Annotated in this window: 16 protein-coding genes; 4 read left to right on the top strand and 12 right to left on the bottom strand. The window is 71.2% G+C overall.

Annotated features, from left to right (window positions below; translation table 11 throughout):
- Positions 1 to 40 precede the first annotated feature (40 nt).
- From ACWJI7_RS06090 to gcvT, 9 genes are all read right to left on the bottom strand, one after another.
- Positions 41 to 1,075, bottom strand: a complete 1,035-nt coding sequence (locus ACWJI7_RS06090; protein WP_479936213.1) for an NAD-dependent epimerase — start codon at positions 1,073 to 1,075, stop codon at positions 41 to 43.
- Positions 1,072 to 2,013: a UDP-glucuronic acid decarboxylase family protein gene (locus tag ACWJI7_RS06095; protein WP_479936215.1), complete on the bottom strand. Its 942-nt coding sequence runs from the start codon at positions 2,011 to 2,013 to the stop codon at positions 1,072 to 1,074. The genes ACWJI7_RS06090 and ACWJI7_RS06095 overlap by 4 nt, the downstream gene beginning before the upstream one ends.
- A gap of 29 nt (positions 2,014 to 2,042) precedes the next feature.
- Positions 2,043 to 3,458, bottom strand: coding sequence for a nucleotide sugar dehydrogenase (locus ACWJI7_RS06100; RefSeq protein ID WP_479936217.1), 1,416 nt, complete (start codon positions 3,456 to 3,458; stop codon positions 2,043 to 2,045).
- A 56-nt stretch (positions 3,459 to 3,514) separates the two neighbouring features.
- A complete protein-coding gene (hisS, locus tag ACWJI7_RS06105; protein ID WP_479936220.1) occupies positions 3,515 to 4,819 on the bottom strand; it encodes a histidine--tRNA ligase in 1,305 nt (434 codons plus the stop codon).
- Positions 4,820 to 4,884: 65 nt separating this feature from the next.
- Positions 4,885 to 5,544 (bottom strand): 7-carboxy-7-deazaguanine synthase QueE, encoded by a 660-nt coding sequence (locus ACWJI7_RS06110; RefSeq protein ID WP_479936222.1) that lies wholly within the window; start codon positions 5,542 to 5,544, stop codon positions 4,885 to 4,887.
- 7 nt (positions 5,545 to 5,551) lie between these two features.
- Positions 5,552 to 7,246, bottom strand: coding sequence for a CTP synthase (locus ACWJI7_RS06115; RefSeq protein WP_479936223.1), 1,695 nt, complete (start codon positions 7,244 to 7,246; stop codon positions 5,552 to 5,554).
- A gap of 117 nt (positions 7,247 to 7,363) precedes the next feature.
- Positions 7,364 to 7,855 carry a Dps family protein gene (locus ACWJI7_RS06120; RefSeq protein ID WP_479936454.1) on the bottom strand — a complete coding sequence of 164 codons (492 nt, stop codon included), beginning with the start codon at positions 7,853 to 7,855 and terminating at the stop codon, positions 7,364 to 7,366.
- A 106-nt stretch (positions 7,856 to 7,961) separates the two neighbouring features.
- Positions 7,962 to 9,782 carry an aspartate--tRNA ligase gene (gene aspS / locus ACWJI7_RS06125; RefSeq protein WP_479936225.1) on the bottom strand — a complete coding sequence of 607 codons (1,821 nt, stop codon included), beginning with the start codon at positions 9,780 to 9,782 and terminating at the stop codon, positions 7,962 to 7,964.
- 57 nt (positions 9,783 to 9,839) lie between these two features.
- Entirely contained in the window at positions 9,840 to 11,006 is a 1,167-nt protein-coding gene (gene gcvT, locus ACWJI7_RS06130; protein WP_479936227.1) for a glycine cleavage system aminomethyltransferase GcvT, read from the bottom strand.
- Between the two features lie 261 nt (positions 11,007 to 11,267).
- Between gcvT and ACWJI7_RS06135 the strand changes: the two genes are divergently transcribed.
- Entirely contained in the window at positions 11,268 to 11,435 is a 168-nt protein-coding gene (locus tag ACWJI7_RS06135) for a hypothetical protein (protein WP_479936229.1), read from the top strand.
- 173 nt (positions 11,436 to 11,608) lie between these two features.
- Positions 11,609 to 11,968 carry a cyclic nucleotide-binding domain-containing protein gene (locus tag ACWJI7_RS06140; protein WP_479936231.1) on the top strand — a complete coding sequence of 120 codons (360 nt, stop codon included), beginning with the start codon at positions 11,609 to 11,611 and terminating at the stop codon, positions 11,966 to 11,968.
- On the opposite strand, the gene speB is transcribed toward ACWJI7_RS06140, so the two are convergent.
- Together speB and speE are read right to left on the bottom strand one after the other, a co-directional pair.
- The gene (gene speB, locus ACWJI7_RS06145; protein ID WP_479936233.1) at positions 11,962 to 12,873 is read right to left on the bottom strand and encodes an agmatinase; all 912 of its coding nucleotides are present in this window, start codon (positions 12,871 to 12,873) and stop codon (positions 11,962 to 11,964) included. The genes ACWJI7_RS06140 and speB overlap by 7 nt on opposite strands.
- Positions 12,870 to 13,724, bottom strand: coding sequence for a polyamine aminopropyltransferase (gene speE, locus ACWJI7_RS06150; RefSeq protein ID WP_479936235.1), 855 nt, complete (start codon positions 13,722 to 13,724; stop codon positions 12,870 to 12,872). Before speE ends, speB begins: the two co-directional genes overlap by 4 nt.
- Before the next feature lie 61 nt (positions 13,725 to 13,785).
- Here speE and ACWJI7_RS06155 point away from each other — a divergent pair, with 61 nt between their 5' ends.
- On the top strand, positions 13,786 to 14,532 hold the full coding sequence (locus tag ACWJI7_RS06155) for a carbonic anhydrase (protein WP_479936237.1): 747 nt from the start codon (positions 13,786 to 13,788) through the stop codon (positions 14,530 to 14,532).
- Positions 14,533 to 14,549: 17 nt separating this feature from the next.
- Complete coding sequence (gene arfB / locus ACWJI7_RS06160; RefSeq protein ID WP_479936239.1) at positions 14,550 to 14,996, top strand: alternative ribosome rescue aminoacyl-tRNA hydrolase ArfB; 447 nt, start codon at positions 14,550 to 14,552, stop codon at positions 14,994 to 14,996.
- Here arfB and mazG read toward each other — a convergent pair.
- Positions 14,985 to 15,884, bottom strand: a complete 900-nt coding sequence (gene mazG, locus ACWJI7_RS06165; RefSeq protein WP_479936456.1) for a nucleoside triphosphate pyrophosphohydrolase — start codon at positions 15,882 to 15,884, stop codon at positions 14,985 to 14,987. The two genes, arfB and mazG, sit on opposite strands and share 12 nt — an antisense overlap.
- Between the last annotated feature and the right edge of the window lie 8 nt (positions 15,885 to 15,892).

A 15,892-nucleotide genomic window follows, 5' to 3' on the forward strand; every position in this document is an offset into this window, starting at 1 on the left:
CCCTTTTTGCTGGCCCGCCTCGGCTCCGTGGGCTGGGCGCTCAGACCCCGAAATAGGTGCGATACCAGCGGGCGAAGCGATCCAGCCCCACCTCGAGCGGGGTGTGGGGGGCAAAGCCCACCCAGGCCTCGAGCGCCGTGGTGTCCGCCGCCGTGGCGGTCACATCCCCCGGCTGCATGGGCTCGAACTGCGGGATGGCCGTTGCCCCGAGGGCCTCTTCCAGCACGGTGATGAACCGCAGCAGCGGGGTGGGCTGGCTGTTGCCGATGTTGAAGACCCGGTGGGGCGCCGCGGAGGTGGCCGGGTCGGGATCAAGCGGATCAAAGCAGGGATCGGCCGTGGCCGGCTTGTCGAGGCAGCGGATCACCCCCTCCACGATGTCGTCGATGTAGGTGAAATCCCGCTCCATGCGGCCGTGGTTGAACACCCGGATCGGCTCCCCCGCCAGGATCGCCCGGGCGAACAGCATGGGGGCCATGTCCGGGCGGCCCCAGGGGCCGTACACCGTGAAGAAGCGCAGGCCGGTGGCCGGCAGCCCGTAGAGGTGGCTGTAGGTGTGCGCCATCAGCTCGTTGGCCTTCTTGGTGGCGGCATAGAGGCTCACCGGATGGTTCACCGGATGCTGCTCGGAAAACGGCAGGCGCCGGTTGCCCCCATACACCGAACTGCTGGAGGCATACACCAGGTGAACCACGCCGTGGTGGCGGCAGCCCTCCAGGATCGAGAGGAATCCCACCAGGTTGCTGTTGACGTAGGCGAGGGGGTTTTCGAGCGAATAGCGCACCCCCGCCTGGGCCGCCAGGTGGATGACCCGATCGGGGCGCTCCTCGGCGAACAGGGCCTCCAGGGCGGAGCCGTCCTCGAGATCGAGCGGACGGAATCGGAAGCGCATCGGGTCGGATCCGGCTCCAGCGGGGGCCGTGAGCCGGTCCAGCCGGGCCTGTTTGAGGGCGGGATCGTAGTAAGCGTTGAGATTGTCGATCCCCACCACCGCCTCCCCCCGCTCCAGCAGCGCGCCGCAGACGGCCGCTCCGATGAAGCCGGCCGCGCCGGTGACCAGCACGGGTCGCCTCATCGAGCCAGCTCCAGCTGGGCCTGGAAGTGGCGGATGGTGGGTTCCAGGCCCTCGCGGAGGGACACCACCGGTTCCCAGCCCAGCTCCCGGCGGGCCAGGCTGATGTCCGGCTGGCGCTGCAGGGGATCGTCCTCCGGCAGGGGCAGGTGGGTGAAGACGAGGCCGGGGTTCAGCCGTTGCCGCACCAGGTCAGCCAGCTGGCGGATCGTGAACTCGCCGGGATTGCCCAGATTGATCGGTCCAGTGTGGGTCCCCCGCATCAGCCGGATCAGCCCCTCCACCAGATCATCCACATAACAGAAGCTGCGGGTCTGGCTGCCGTCGCCGAACAGGGTGATCGGCTCCCCCCGCAGGGCCTGGACGATGAAATTGCTCACGACGCGGCCATCATCGCTGGCCATCCGGGGCCCGTAGGTGTTGAAGATCCGCGCCACACGGATCTCGGTGCCGTGCATGCGGCGGTAATCGAAGCAGAGCGCTTCGGCGATGCGCTTGCCTTCGTCGTAGCAGGAGCGGAGGCCGATCGGATTGACACAGCCCCGGTAACTCTCCGGCTGGGGATGCACCTCCGGATCGCCATAGACCTCACTGGTGCTCGCCAGCAGCAGCCTGGCCCCGACCCGGCGGGCCAGGCCCAGCATGTTGTAGGTGCCCAGAAAGCTCGTCTTGGCGGTCTTGATCGGGTTGGACTGGTAGTGATTCGGCGAGGCCGGACAGGCCAGGTGCCAGATCCGGTCCACCTCCAGGCGAATCGGTTCGGTGACGTCGTGGCGGATCAGCTCGAAGCGGGGATGGCCGATCCACTGGGCCACGTTGGCCTTGCGACCGGTGTAGTAGTTGTCGAGGCAGATCACCTCCTCGCCGCTCTCCATCAGGCGGTCCACCAGGCCCGACCCCACGAAGCCCGCCCCGCCGGTGACCAGATGGCGCAGGCTCATGCCGCCCTCCCCTGCCGCCAGCCCATCCCTCAGCCCTCTCCGATCCGCCAGACGTTCAGACCCGCCCGGCGCGCGGCGTCCGCATCGGCGATCGCCCGCAGATCGAACAACCAGGCCGGACGCCGCATGCGTGCCGCGATCGTGCTCCAGTCCAGCTGACGGTACAGCGTCCATTCGGTCAGCAGGATCACCGCGTCCGTCCCGCTGACGGCCTCGAGCGGATCGGCCGCCGCCTCCCAGCGGCCCGGATCCCCCAGATCCGCGGAACCGATGCCGGGGGCCTGGCCAAGGTCGGCGCTGATCTGGGCGGCGCTCACCTTGGGATCGTGAATCGCCAGATGGGCGCCCTCCTCCAGCAGATCGCGGCAGACGTCGATTGCCGGGGAGGCGCGGGTGTCGTTGGTGTCGGCCTTGAAGGCGAACCCCAGCACGGCCAGGCGCTTGCCGCTCACAGTGCCGAACAGCCGCTGCACCACCAGCCGGGCCAGGCGCCGCTGCTGCCAGGTGTTGAGTTCCACCACCTGCTCCCAGTAATGGGCCGGCGCCTCGAGTCCGTAATGGCGGCAGAGGTACACCAGGTTGAGGATGTCCTTGCGGAAGCAGCTGCCGCCGAAGCCTGGGCCGGCGGCGAGAAACTTGGCTCCGATGCGGCTGTCGGCACCGATCGCCCGGGCCACCTCCTTCACATTGGCTCCGGTGGCTTCGCAGAGGGCGCCGATCGCGTTGATCGAGGAGATCCGCTGGGCCAGGAAGGCGTTGGCGGTGAGCTTGGAGAGCTCACTGCTCCAGAGATTGGTGCGCAGGATCCGCTCCGGCCGCACCCAGTGGGCGTAGATGGTGGCCAGGGCCTCGATGGCGGAGGCATCCTCGCCGCCGATCAGCACCCGATCGGGGTTCTCCAGATCCGCGATGGCGGTGCCCTCGGCCAGGAACTCGGGGTTGGAGAGCACCGAGAAGCTCTGGGCGGCTCCATTGCCGTTCCCGCTGGCGCCCGCCAGGATCTCCTGGATCGTTTCGGCCGTGCGCACCGGCAGGGTGCTCTTCTCCACCACGATCGTGTGCCCCCGGGCGGTGGCGGCCACCTGGCGGGCGGAAGCCTCGATCCAGCGCAGATCGGAGGCCTGCCCCGCCCCCAGCCCCCGCTGCTTGGTGGGCGTGTTCACCGACAGGAAGACCATGTCGGCGGCGGCGATCGCCGCCTCCACCTCGGTGCTGAAGTGCAGATTGCGGCCGCGGCAACGACCCACCACCTCCGCCAGACCGGGTTCGTACACCGGCAGCCGGCCCAGGTCCTCGTCGTTCCAGGCGGCGATGCGCGCCGCATTGAGATCCACCAGGGTGACCTGGAGATGGGGGCAGCGATCGGCGATCACCGCCATGGTCGGCCCCCCCACATAGCCCGCACCGATGCAGCAGATGGTGCGGACCAAGGCCACGTCACCCATCGAGGGTCTCCTTGCTGGGGCGAGTCTCCCACATGGATCCGAAGGGGATTCCCCGCTCAGGCCGCCTCCGGGTCCGAGGCGCCGGCGGCCGGTCCGGGACCGGTGCGCAGCCGCTGCAGCAGGCCCTCGGGCGTGAGGCGACTCTCCCCGGTCCGCTGCCGCAGATCCTTGAGCAGCAGCTGTCCCTGGGAGGCCTCGTCCTCGCCGATCAGCACGGCCCAGCTGGCCCCGGAGCGGTCGGCCCGGCGGAGCTGCTTGCCGAAGGCGGCTCCCGAGGGATCCAGCTCCGTGGCCAGGCCCGCCTGGCGCAGCCGCCGGGCCAGCCGCAGCGCCTCCAGTTCCGCCGCCTCCCCCCGGCTCACCACATAGACCAGCGGCACTGCCGGGGGCGGGATCCGACCGCTGGCGGCCGCCTGCGCCAGCAGCAGCACCAGGCGCTCCATCCCGATCGCCCAGCCCACCGCGGCGGTGGCAGGCCCGCCCAGCTGCTCCACCAGGCCGTCGTAGCGGCCGCCCCCACAGACGGTGGCCTGGGCGCCGAGCTGGCTGCTGGTGATCTCGAAGGCGGTGTGGGCGTAGTAGTCGAGGCCCCGCACCAGGGACGGGTTGAGCCGGTAGGGGATCTCCAGCCGCTCGAGGCAGCGGAGCACGCGCTCGAAGCGCGCCCGGCTGGCGGGGGCCAGGCTGTCGATCAGCTGGGGGGCACCGCCGAGGGCGGCGCGGGTGTCGGGGTGCTTGCTGTCGAGCACGCGCAGGGGGTTGGTGGCGATCCGCTCCCGGGCTTCGGGATCGAGCGCGCCGCGGCGCTCCTCCAGCCAGTCCACCAGGCGCTGGCGGTAGGCGGCACGGTCGGCCGGATCCCCCAGGCTGTTGAGCTCGAGCTCCAGGCCGGCGATGCCGAGCGCTCCCAGCAGGTCCCAGGCGATCGCGATCGCCTCGGCATCGCTGCGGGGATCGGCAAACCCCAGCAACTCGATGCCCAGCTGGTGGAACTGGCGCTGGCGGCCGGCCTGGGGGCGCTCGTAGCGGAACATCGGGCCGCCATACCAGAGCCGCCGGGGGCCCTGGCTGAGCAGGCCGTGCTGCAGGGTGGCCCGCACCACCGACGCCGTGCCCTCCGGCCGCAGGGTGCAGCTGCGCTGGCCCCGGTCCTCGAAGCTGTACATCTCCTTGCCCACCACATCGGTGGCGGTGCCGATGCCCCGTGCGAACAGCTCGGTGGCCTCCAACAGCGGCGTGCGGATCTCGGCGAGCCCGGCGCGGTGGAACTGGTCACGGGCGCACTGCTCCAGATGCTGCCAGAGGCCGATCTGCTCCGGCAGCAGATCCACCATGCCCCGCAGGCTCTGCAGCTGGTCCACACCCGATCCCCGCACCGGTGCTCAGTTTGCGGGATGGGGGAGGACCGCCGGGGCCGGAGCCGGGCTCAGCGTAGGCCCAGCCACTTGTGGGCCTGCAGGCTGAGCCGCCAGTCGGGGTGGCGGCGCACGAAGTCAATCGCCAGCTCCAGGCCGGGCCCGCTCTGCCAGCCCGGCTGCAGGGTCAGCACAGCCGAGCCCCCGGTCCCCTCCTGCTCCGCCCTCACCTGCTCGGCCATCGCCTGGGCGAAGTCCAGATCCACGGCCTCGTGCACCACCACCTTGAGCTCGTCGCAGGCCGCCAGCAGAGCCGGGGTGGGCGGGCGGTGCCGCTTGGGCGAGAGGGTGATCCAGTCGAAGCCCCCCGAGAGCGGATCGACGCCGCTGGTTTCCAGATGCAGGGGGAGGCCGCTCTCGGCCAGGGCCCGGCAGAGGGCCCCGAGGTCGTGGTGGAGCGGTTCACCACCGGTGACCACCAGGAAAGCCGCCCCAGCCGTGCGGGCGGCGCAGGCCTCCGCGGCCAGCTCCGCCAGGCGGCGGCGGGGATGGCCCCCGGCCGGCCAGGAGGGCTTGGTGTCACACCAGGGGCAGCCCACCGTGCACCCCCCCAGGCGCAGGAAGAAGGCGCTGCGGCCCGCATGAACGCCTTCCCCCTGCAGGGAATGGAAGGTTTCCACCACGGGCAGGGCCCCGGCGGGGAGGCTGTCCAGGGGGAGGGGGGGCGCCATGGGCGGCCTAGGCCGCCGGGAGCCCGGCGGGCCGGGAGGTCTCCACAGGCTGGGCAGTCGGAGCCGTCTCGACAGCCGTGGCCTGGTTGTGGCTGGCCATGGTGGTGTGCTGCCGCTGGGCCGCCGCGATCAGCCCCCGGAACAGGGGGTGGGGCTTGCCCGGGCGGGACAGGAACTCGGGATGGAACTGGCAGGCCGTGAAATAGGGATGGGTCTCCAGCTCGATCAGCTCCACCAGGCGGCCATCGGGGGAGGTGCCACTGATCGTGTAGCCCGAGTCGAGAAAGGGGGTGCGGTAGGCGTTGTTGAACTCGTAGCGGTGGCGGTGCCGCTCGTAGACCACCTCCTCGCCGTAGAGCCGGGAGGCCAGGGTGCCGGGGATGAGCCGGCAGGGGTACACCCCGAGCCGCATCGTCCCGCCCAGGTCCACCACGTCCTGCTGCTCCGGCAGCAGGTGAATCACCGGGTAGGGGCTGTCGGGGTCGAGTTCGGCGCTGGTGGCGCCGGCCAGCTCGGCCACGTTGCGGGCCCACTCGATCACGGCGCACTGCATGCCCAGGCAGAGGCCGAGGAAGGGCACCCGCTGCTCGCGGGCCCAGCGGATCGCCGCCACCTTGCCGTCCACGCCGCGGTTGCCGAAACCGCCGGGAACCACCACCGCGTCCATGCCCCGCAACAGGGTTTCGGCTCCCTGGGTCTCGATCTGCTCGGCGCTGACCCAGTGCAGATCCAGGCAGGCGTCCCGGTCGATGCAGGCGTGGCGCAGGGCTTCCACCACCGACAGATAGGCATCGTTGAGCTGCACGTACTTGCCCACCAGGGCCACCCGCACGGCCGGGCCCGGGTTGCGCAGCTTGCAGACCAGCTCTTCCCAGCGCTCCATGTCGCTGTCGTGATCCTGGAGGCCGAGCACGTCGAGCACCTGACGGCAGAGCCCTTCCCGCTCCAGGGCGATCGGCACGGCATAGATGCTGTCAGCGTCGCGGGCGGGGATGACCGCTTCGGGGAGCACGCCGCAGAAGCCGCCGATCTTGGCCTTGAGGTCCTCGCTGATCGGCCGGTCACAGCGGGTGATCAGCAGGTCGGGCTGGATGCCGATCGAGCGCAGTTCCTTCACCGAGTGCTGGGTGGGCTTGGTCTTGATCTCACCGGAGGTGCCGATGTAGGGCAGCAGGGTGACGTGCACGTAGGCCAGGTCGCGGCGGCCCACATCGCCGCGGAACTCCCGGATCGCCTCGAGGAACGGCAGGGATTCGATGTCGCCCACCGTGCCGCCGATCTCGGTGATCACCACATCCACGCCGCTGTCGGCCGCCACCCGGTGGATCCGCTCGCGAATCTCGCGGGTGATGTGGGGGATCACCTGCACGGTGCCGCCGTTGTAGTCGCCGCGGCGTTCCTTGTTGATCACCGCCTGGTAGATGGAGCCCGTGGTCACGCTGTTCAGACGTGACATGGCCGTGTCGGTGAAACGCTCGTAGTGGCCCAGGTCCAGATCGGTCTCGGCGCCGTCCTGGGTGACGAACACCTCACCGTGCTGGTACGGGCTCATCGTGCCCGGATCCACGTTGAGGTAGGGATCGAGCTTGAGGATCGAAACGCTGTAGCCCCGGGATTTCAGCAGCCGCCCCAGGCTCGCCGCCACGATCCCCTTGCCGATGCTCGACACCACCCCGCCGGTCACGAACACGAATTTCGCCATGGGCGGTGGAGCAGGCACTGGCGGACACACCAATCTATCGAGCGCCCACTGTCAGCCCTGAACCCTCTCTGACGGGATGCCCCGTCCCCCCCCCCCCCCTGCGCCGCCCCAGGCCCTTCAGGCCTCCAGGAGGCTGCGCAGCATCCAGGCGGTTTTCTCGTGGATCTGCAGGCGCTGGGTGAGCAGATCGGCGGTGGGCTCGTCGCCGGCGGCCTCCACCAGGGGGAAGAGGCCGCGGGCGGTGCGGGCCACCGCTTCGTGACCCATCACCAGCTCGCGCACCATCTCCAGCGCCTGGGGATGGCCCTGGGTTTCGGCGATCGAGGAGAGGGCGGCGAAGCGGGAGCCTCCGAAGGGCGCCGGACAGCCCAGGGCGCGGATGCGCTCGGCGATCACGTCGAGGGCGTTCCACAGTTCGGTGTACTGCGCCATGAACATCAGGTGCAGCGTGTTGAACATCGGGCCGGTGACGTTCCAGTGGAAGCCGTGGGTCTTGCCGTAGAGCACGTAGCTGTCGGCCAGCAGGCGGCCGAGGCCGGCCGCGATCTGCTCCCGCTGGTCGGCGGAGATGCCGATGTCAATCGGCGGGGCGCCCCCGGGGGTGGCCATCGGGCGGGGGGTGAGGGTGGGGCTGACGGCCTGGTCCATGGACCTGGAGCGGGATGATTTCGTTGTAGCACCGCGTCCGGGTCCTGCCGTGGGGACGCCGGAGGGTTCACCTCGGCGGCTCCCAGGTGCTGGCCACATGCAGGTCCACCAGCTGGGCGGGGGCCACATCGGCGGGAGCCTGGGTGAGGAGGCAGCGGGCCTGCTGGGTCTTGGGAAAGGCGATCGTGTCACGGATCGACTCCTCGCCGGCCAGCAGCATCACGATCCGATCCAGGCCGAAGGCGATGCCGCCATGGGGGGGCGCCCCCAGATCGAGGGCCTCCATCAGGAAGCCGAACTGCCGCTCGGCCTCCTCCAGGGGCAGGCCGATGGTCTGCAGCACCTGCCGTTGGAGCGCCGAGTCGTGGATGCGCAGGGACCCGCCCCCCAGCTCGAGGCCATTGAGCACCAGGTCGTAGGCCTGGGCCCGTGCCGCCGGCAGGCGCTCGGACCAGGCGGCGGGATCGTCGCCCAGATCGCCGGGGTCGGGGGCGCAGAAGGGATGGTGCAGCGCCTCCAGCCGGTTCTCCTCGTCGTTGCGCTCGAACATCGGAAACCCCACCACCCAGAGGAAGTTCCAGCTGGTGTTGTCGCGATCGGGCGGGACCAGGGCCAGGGCGCGGGCCAGGTACTGCCGTACCCGGTCGAGGGCCTTGTTCACGGTGGCGGTGTCGCCGGCGCCGAACAGCAGCAGGGTGCCGGCACCGGCGCGGGTGCGCTCCAGCAACTCGGCCGTCCTGGCCTCGGAGAGGTGGTCCTTGATGGCTCCGATGCTGTCGATCTCGCCGCCCTCGCGCACCCGGATGAAGGCCAGGCCGCCGGCGCCGGCCGCCTGGGCCTCGCTGAACACATCCCCGCCGGGCTTGATGCGGACGTTGCTGATCGCCTCGTTGCCCCCGGGGATGGCGATGCATTTCACCGACCCGCCGGCCGCCACGGCGCCGGAGAACACCTTGAAGCCCATCTCCGCCACCAGATCGCTCACGTCGGTGAGCTCCAGGCCATAGCGGGTGTCGGGCCGATCGGTGCCGTAGCGCTCCATCGCCTCGTGCCAGCTGAGGCGGGGGAAGGGCCGGGGCAGCTCGACCCCCCGGGCCGCCTTCCAGATCGCCGCGATCAGCCGTTCGTTGAGCTCCAGGATCTGCTCCTGCTCCAGGAAACTCATCTCCAGGTCCAGCTGCGTGAACTCCGGCTGGCGGTCGGCCCGGAGGTCCTCGTCGCGGAAGCAGCGGGCCACCTGGTAATACCGCTCGACACCCCCCACCATCAGCAGCTGCTTGAACAGCTGGGGGGACTGGGGCAGGGCGAACCACTCGCCGCCGCAGACCCGGCTGGGCACCAGATAGTCGCGGGCGCCTTCGGGGGTGGAGCGGGTGAGCACCGGTGTTTCCACCTCCAGGAATCCCTCCCCATCGAGGAAGCGGCGGGCCGCCTGGATCGTGGTGTGCCGCAGCCGCAGGTTGCGGGCCATGCGCTCGCGGCGCAGGTCGAGGTAGCGGTGGCGCAGGCGGAGCTCTTCCCGCACGCTCTCCTCGTCGTGGACCGAGACCTGGAAGGGAAGGGCGCGGCGCACCGGGTTCAGCACCGTGAGCGCGCCCGCCAGCACCTCCAGCTCACCGGTGGCCAGGCGGGGGTTGATCGAATCGGCCGGCCGGCGGCGCACCCGGCCCCGCACCTGCAGGACCGTCTCGTTGCGCAGGTGCTCGGCCACCTGGAAGGCCTCAGGACCCAGGTCGGGATCGACGGTGACCTGCACAGTGCCGCTGCGGTCGCGCAGATCCACGAAGATCACGCCGCCATGGTCGCGGCGGCGATCCACCCAGCCGCTCAGCAGAACGCTCTGATCGACGGCATCGCTGCGCAGGTCGCCGCATCCGTGGCTGCGCATCGGGGAAACAGGAACGAATCTGCGAGTTTCCCACGGCAGCAGCCAGCCCCGTGGGCCCTAGGCACGCCGGTAGAAGGGCCGCTTCACCACCACCGCCGGCTCGGCCTTGCCGCGGATCTCCACCGCCAGCGCCGTGCCGGGCCTGGCGGCCTCCGCCGGCACGTAGGCGAGGGCGATGGCCTCGCCGAGCGTCGGCGACCAGGTGCCGCTGGTGATCGCCCCCACCACGGCGCCATCGCGGAGCACCGGATAGCCGTGGCGGGCGATGGCCCGCCCCTGGAGCTTGAGCCCCACCAGCCGGCGACGCACCCCCTCGGCGCTCTGGCGCTCCAGCACCGGCCGCCCGATGAAGTCGGCGGGCATCTCCAGGTGCACCAGCCAGCCCAGCGAGGCCTCCAGGGGCGTGGTGGCGGCGTCCATGTCGCTGCCGTAGAGGTGCATGGCGGCTTCCAGGCGCAGGGTGTCGCGGGCACCGAGGCCGCAGGGGGTGACCCCCTCGGCCAGCAGCTGGCTCCAGAGGGCGAGCCCGGCCGGGCGCTCCAGCAGCAGCTCGAAGCCGTCTTCCCCGGTGTAGCCGGTGCGGGCCACGAAGACCCCGGCGCCGGCCGCCGCGTTCGCGGCGGTGCCGGTCAGCCGGATCTGGCGGTGACCGAAGCGGGGGAGCCCCGCCAGGCTGAGGCCCGCCAGAGCCTCCAGCCGCTGCTCCGCCTCGGGGCCCTGCAGGGCCAGCAGCAGGCCGTCACCCTTGCGGTCGGTAATCGTGAGACCGGCCGGCTCGAGTCGATGCCGCAGCCAGGCGGTGTCGCTGACGGCGCAGCCGGCGTTGAGGATCACCAGGAGCTCGTCGGTCTCGCCGGCCGGGCCGTCCCCGGCGGCCCCGATCGGCCGCCGTCCCCGGTCGTAGACGATCAGATCGTCACGAATGCCGCCGGCCTCGTTGAGCAGCACCGTGTAGGTGGCCTCGCCGGGGCCGATGCGGAACAGGTCGCTGGGCACCAGGGCCTGCAGCAGGTCCTTGGCCCCGTCTCCCCGCAGCACCAGCACCCCCATGTGGGAGATGTCGAAGACACCGCAGCGCTCTCGCACGGCCCGGTGCTCCTGCACCAGCCCCTGGAACTGCACCGGCATCTCCCAGCCCTCGAATGGCACCAGGCGGGCACCGGCGGCACGGCAGGCCTCGGCCAGGGGGGTGCGCTGGAGCGATTCCGCCGTTGAGTCCGCCATGGGGTCGCTCGAGGCGTGCCGGAGTGGGGGGATCCTATGGAGCAGCGGGAGACGGCGGGTCCGGGGGCTGCCCCGGGGCACCAAACCGGAAGACTTCCGGCAGGTTCGGCTTTTTCGCTGGCCACCACGCCATTAGCTCAATACCTTGAGGAGCCCGGAAGGGACACGCCGATGGGCCACCGCCCAAACTGTCGCAGCTGTCAGCACTGTCTGCTGCCCTCGGGTCTAGGGGCAGGTGGTGCCGAAGACAGCTGGTGCCGGATGCGGCGGCTGGCCATCCATGCCGAACTGGCCTCCGAGCTCTGGTGCCACCACTGGACGGCCCGGCCCCCCCAGCTGCCCGAGCTCGACGGAGCCTCGATCCTGGCCCGTCCGGTGCTGGCCGATCGCCAGCTGGCCCTCACGGAGCTGCTGGCGGCGGCCAGTTGACGGCCGACGGCCGCCCTGGCCCGATCCCATCGGATGCGCAAAGCTGTCGCCATACGAAAGGGTGCTCCAGTTGGCCGCTGAATGCTCCTGCAGGCGCCATGCTGGTGGATTACCCCACACCCTCAGGAGGTGGATGGTTGCTCACACTCTCACCCGCAACGCCGGTTGACCTGATGGCCTCCCAGGTGGAGGGCGAAACGCTCACCCTTCCCACGGGATCTCCCATCTTTCAGCAGGGAGACATCGCCGGGGCGATCTACGGGGTCCGCAAGGGCATCGTGGAGCTGCTCAATCCCTCCGGCGACCGGCTCTGCTATCGCCATGGCGAACTGTTCAGCTACCAGGACATCGTCTGGCGTGGTGGTTTCTACCGTACGGCCGCCATCGCCCGCACCCCGGTGGAACTGGTGAAGCTGGAGCGCCTCTGCTTTCTCAACCTCCTGCACAACCACCCCACCCTGGCGGTGGTGCTCATCGGCCAGCAGCACGAACGGCTGCGGGAGCAGCGCTCCAGCGGCTTCTACAGCTACTGAGCGCGGCCCAGCAGCAGCACCAGGCTGCGGGTCACCTTGGCGGCCAGCACGGCGCTGACGCCGCTGGGATCGAGGGCGGGGGCCAGTTCCACCACATCGGCCGCCACCAGCCGGTGGTGGCGCAGCTCCTCCACCAGGGCGGCGAAATGGCCCCAGTGGAATCCCCCCGGCTCTGGTGTGCCGGTGCCGGGCAACACCGCCGGATCGAACCAGTCGAGATCGACGGTGAGATACAGCGGGCGGCCCCGCAGGGGCGCGAGGGCGGCCACCACGGCCTGGCCCAGCCCCGCCGGCTCCGGCGCCGGCCCACCGGCCTCCCCCACCAGGCGGGCCTGGCTGCGCAGCTCCTGGAACTCGGCACGGGTGCCGCTGCGGATGGCGATCTGAACCAGGTCTCCGCTGGGGAGCACCTCCAGACAGCGGCGCATGGCACAGGCGTGGCTGTGGCGGTTGCCCAGCCAGGTGTCGCGCAGATCGGCGTGGGCGTCGAGCTGCACCAGGACCAGATCGGGGTACACCTCGGCCACCGCCGCCACGGCGCCGCTGCTGATCGAGTGCTCCCCGCCGAGCATCAGGGGGTGCGGCCCCAGGGCCAGCACCGCCCGGGTGGCCCGGCGCACCGCCTCCACCACGGGCTCAGGGGCACCGCACGGAATCTCGACGGCACCCAGGTCGGCGAAGGCCAGTTCCTCGAGGTCCAGATCCAGCTGGGGGTCGTAGGACTCCAGGCCATTGCTCACCTCCCGGATCGCGGCGGGACCGAACCGGGCGCCGGGCCGGAAGGAGGTGGTGCCGTCGTAGGGCACCCCGAACAGGGCCACCCGGCAGCCGGCGGGGACACGCCGGGCCCCCATGAAGATGGCGCCCTCGGTGTCGAAGCGAGGGGCGGGATCGGGAACGCTCATCGGCCGGCCAGGTCCCGCTCGATCGCGGCCGGCACGGCCTCGAAGGCCCCCCGCTGCCAGCGGGGACTCCAGATCAGGCAGCCATCCGCCACGGCGGCGGCACGCTCCGGCAGCGGGTTGCGGTAGCGGGGACCGTCGGTGGCGGCAAAGGTCCAGCTCCACCAGCCGCTGGGATACATCGGCACCCAGCCATAGAGCGGATCGGCGTGGCCGAACAGCTCGCGCAGCAGGTGAACCGTGTCGAGGTGGACCTGGCGGAAGGCCTCGGGGGATTCGCTCTGGGTGGCGAACACTCCGCCCGGCCGCAGGATGCGGTGGCACTGGGTGAAGAAATCGCGGTTGAACAGTCCCTCGGCCGGCCCGGCCGGGTCGGAGCCGTCGACGATCACCACGTCGTAGCTGGCATCGGCAGCGGCCGCCACCCAGGCGATGCCGTCGCCGATGGTGAGATGGAAGCGGGGATCGTCCCAGGCGCCCCCCCCCAGGGAGGGCAGATGCTCCCGGCAGAGCTCCACCACCAGGCCGTCGATCTCCACCATGTCGAGGTGCCGGACGCCAGGGTGGCGCAGGCACTCGCGGGCGGTGCCGCCGTCGCCGCCGCCGATCACCAGCACCCGCTCGATCGCCGCCGCTCCGCAGAGGGCGGGATGGACCAGGGGCTCGTGATAGTGCCGTTCCTGGCGCTCCGCCGTCATCCAGCAGCCGTCCAGCAGCAGACCCTTGCCGTAGGTGGAGCTGTCGATGAGGGTGACCCGCTGGTAGGGGCTGGTGCGCTCCAGGAGCACCGAGGCGGCCAGGCCATAGCGGACACCCCCGTGGATCTCGTCGACCCAGCCGCTCTGCTGGTCCATGACCGCTGACTCCTCGTTCTGCCCTAGCTAAGCCTCCGGGGGAACACCGTGTCATCCGCCGATGCCGACGACCCGACGCGAGCTGCTGAGCCAGGCGGGCCGGACGGCCGGGATCCTGGCCCTGCCGCTGCTGCGGCCGGCGGCCGCGGAGGCCTCACCGGCCCTGGACCCCGCCCTGGAGCGCCGCCTGGCCGCCTGTGCCCCCGCCGCCGATCCCCTGCTGACGCTGATGGATCGCAATCGCCGGTTCTGCGCGGCCTGGCAGGCCGCCTCCGGCACACCCAGCGCGGCCGGCCGGGCCAGGCGGATGCATGCCCTCTGGCAGGCGAGCTGCCAGGTGGATCCGGGGGCGATGGCCGAGGGGCAGCGGCCCTGGGCGGCGCTGCTCAGCTGCGCCGATTCCCGTGTGGCACCCGAGTGGATCTTCGCGGCGGGGGCCGGGGAGCTGTTCGACATCCGCTGCGCCGGCAACACGGCCTTCGATGAAGGCATCGCCTCGCTGGAGTACGCGGTGCTCGAACTGGCCGTGCCCTTGATCCTGGTGCTGGGGCACAGCGGCTGCGGCGCGGTGACGGCGGCCCTGGGCGCCGATCCGCTCACGCCCCTGCTGGAGCGCCTGGTGCGGCCGATCCGGGCCGCGCTGCAGAACGGCGATGACCTGCCCGAGGCGATCCGCCACAACACCGGCCACACCGCCGCCCAGCTGGTGGATCGCAGTGCCGTGCTGCGCCAGGCTGTCCAGGCGGCACGCCTGCGGATCCAACCGGCCGTGTTCGATCTGGCCAGCGGCCAGGTGGAGCTGATCTGAAGCCCTCCCCACTTGCCGTGTCCGATCTGCCTGTCAACGATCAGCTGGTGATTCCGGCGGCCGAGCTGGGCTGGCGGTTCTCGCGCTCCTCCGGCCCCGGCGGCCAGAACGTCAACACCACCGATTCGCGGGTGGAGCTGGTCTTCCCGCTGGCGGCCTCCACCGCCTTTCCCGAGCTGCTGCGGGAGCGGGCCCTGCGGCGGCTGGCGGGGAAGCTGCTCGATGGGGCGGTGGTGATCGCCGCCTCGGAGCACCGCTCCCAGTGGCGGAACCGCCAGGCAGCCCAGCGACGCCTGGTGGAGCTGCTGCGGGAGGCGATCGCGCCGCCACCGCCGCCGCGGCGGCGCACCCGGCCCACCAGGGGCTCGGTGGAGCGCCGTCTGAGCGCCAAGCGGCTACGCGCGACCCGCAAGGCCCAGCGGGGGGCGCGGCCCTCCCGCGACACGGACTCGTCAGACGGCTGATCCGGACTCCGCCGAACCGACCCCAGGGTCGCCGGTGGCCCCGCTGGTGGCGTCTGTAATCAAGCCATCCTCGGCCCGGATCTGGGCCTTGGCCTGGCGCCACAAGGCCTCCAGTTCCTCCAGACTCCGGCCCTGAAGCTCGCCCCCCAGGGCCGCCTCGACGCGGGAGAACCGATCCAGGAAGCGCCGATTCGTTCCAGCCAGCCCCTCCTCCGGCTCGAGGCCGCACCAGCGGGCCAGGTTCACCAGGGTGAACAGCACATCGCCCAGCTCCGCCTGGGCATGGTCGCGATCGCCGCTGGCCACCGCCTCGGCGAGTTCGGCCATCTCCTCATGCACCTTGCCCCAGACGCCCTCGATCGTGTCCCACTCGAAGCCGGCCCCTGCGGCCTTGCGGGAGATCGTCATCGCCGCCGCCAGGGCGCTCTGGCCGCGGCTGCGGCGGGCCAGACGGGCGCCCAGACTCTCGGGGCGCGGGTCGGTCCCGCCGGTGGCCGCAGCCCGTTCCTCGACCTTGATCGCGTCCCAGCTGCGCACGGCGGCCCCCGGTTCGAACACGTGGGGATGGCGTCGCACCAGCTTGGCGGTGATCCCCCGGGCGACGGCGGCCAGATCAAAGCCCTTCCGCTCGGCGGCGATGCGGGCATGGAGCACCACCTGGAGGAGCAGGTCACCCAGTTCCTCGGCCAGATGGGCGTCCTCACCGTGGCGGATCGCATCGGCCACCTCATGGGCCTCCTCCAGCACATAGGGGATCAGCGAGGCGTGGGTCTGGGCCTGATCCCAGGGGCAGCCGGTCTCGGGATCGCGCAGCCGCTCCACCACGGCGATCAGCGCAGCCAGGGCGGTGGCGGCCGGATCGGAGGGGACCGGATCGGAGGGAGGCATCACGGAAC

The sequence above is a fragment of the Cryptocyanus atlanticus LEGE 06306 genome (assembly GCF_056633155.1).

What these genes read in the sequence shown, in the direction of transcription:
- ACWJI7_RS06090 (WP_479936213.1), bottom strand. Translation starts at nt 1,075, where the DNA reads ATGAGGCGACCCGTGCTGGTCACCGGCGCGGCCGGCTTCATCGGAGCG.
- ACWJI7_RS06095 (WP_479936215.1), bottom strand. Translation starts at nt 2,013, where the DNA reads ATGAGCCTGCGCCATCTGGTCACCGGCGGGGCGGGCTTCGTGGGGTCG.
- ACWJI7_RS06100 (WP_479936217.1), bottom strand. Translation starts at nt 3,458, where the DNA reads ATGGGTGACGTGGCCTTGGTCCGCACCATCTGCTGCATCGGTGCGGGC.
- ACWJI7_RS06110 (WP_479936222.1), bottom strand. Translation starts at nt 5,544, where the DNA reads ATGGCGCCCCCCCTCCCCCTGGACAGCCTCCCCGCCGGGGCCCTGCCC.
- ACWJI7_RS06115 (WP_479936223.1), bottom strand. Translation starts at nt 7,246, where the DNA reads ATGGCGAAATTCGTGTTCGTGACCGGCGGGGTGGTGTCGAGCATCGGC.
- ACWJI7_RS06120 (WP_479936454.1), bottom strand. Translation starts at nt 7,855, where the DNA reads ATGGCCACCCCCGGGGGCGCCCCGCCGATTGACATCGGCATCTCCGCC.
- aspS (WP_479936225.1), bottom strand. Translation starts at nt 9,782, where the DNA reads ATGCGCAGCCACGGATGCGGCGACCTGCGCAGCGATGCCGTCGATCAG.
- gcvT (WP_479936227.1), bottom strand. Translation starts at nt 11,006, where the DNA reads ATGGCGGACTCAACGGCGGAATCGCTCCAGCGCACCCCCCTGGCCGAG.
- ACWJI7_RS06135 (WP_479936229.1), top strand. Translation starts at nt 11,268, where the DNA reads ATGCGGCGGCTGGCCATCCATGCCGAACTGGCCTCCGAGCTCTGGTGC.
- ACWJI7_RS06140 (WP_479936231.1), top strand. Translation starts at nt 11,609, where the DNA reads ATGGCCTCCCAGGTGGAGGGCGAAACGCTCACCCTTCCCACGGGATCT.
- speB (WP_479936233.1), bottom strand. Translation starts at nt 12,873, where the DNA reads ATGAGCGTTCCCGATCCCGCCCCTCGCTTCGACACCGAGGGCGCCATC.
- speE (WP_479936235.1), bottom strand. Translation starts at nt 13,724, where the DNA reads ATGGACCAGCAGAGCGGCTGGGTCGACGAGATCCACGGGGGTGTCCGC.
- ACWJI7_RS06155 (WP_479936237.1), top strand. Translation starts at nt 13,786, where the DNA reads ATGCCGACGACCCGACGCGAGCTGCTGAGCCAGGCGGGCCGGACGGCC.
- mazG (WP_479936456.1), bottom strand. Translation starts at nt 15,884, where the DNA reads ATGCCTCCCTCCGATCCGGTCCCCTCCGATCCGGCCGCCACCGCCCTG.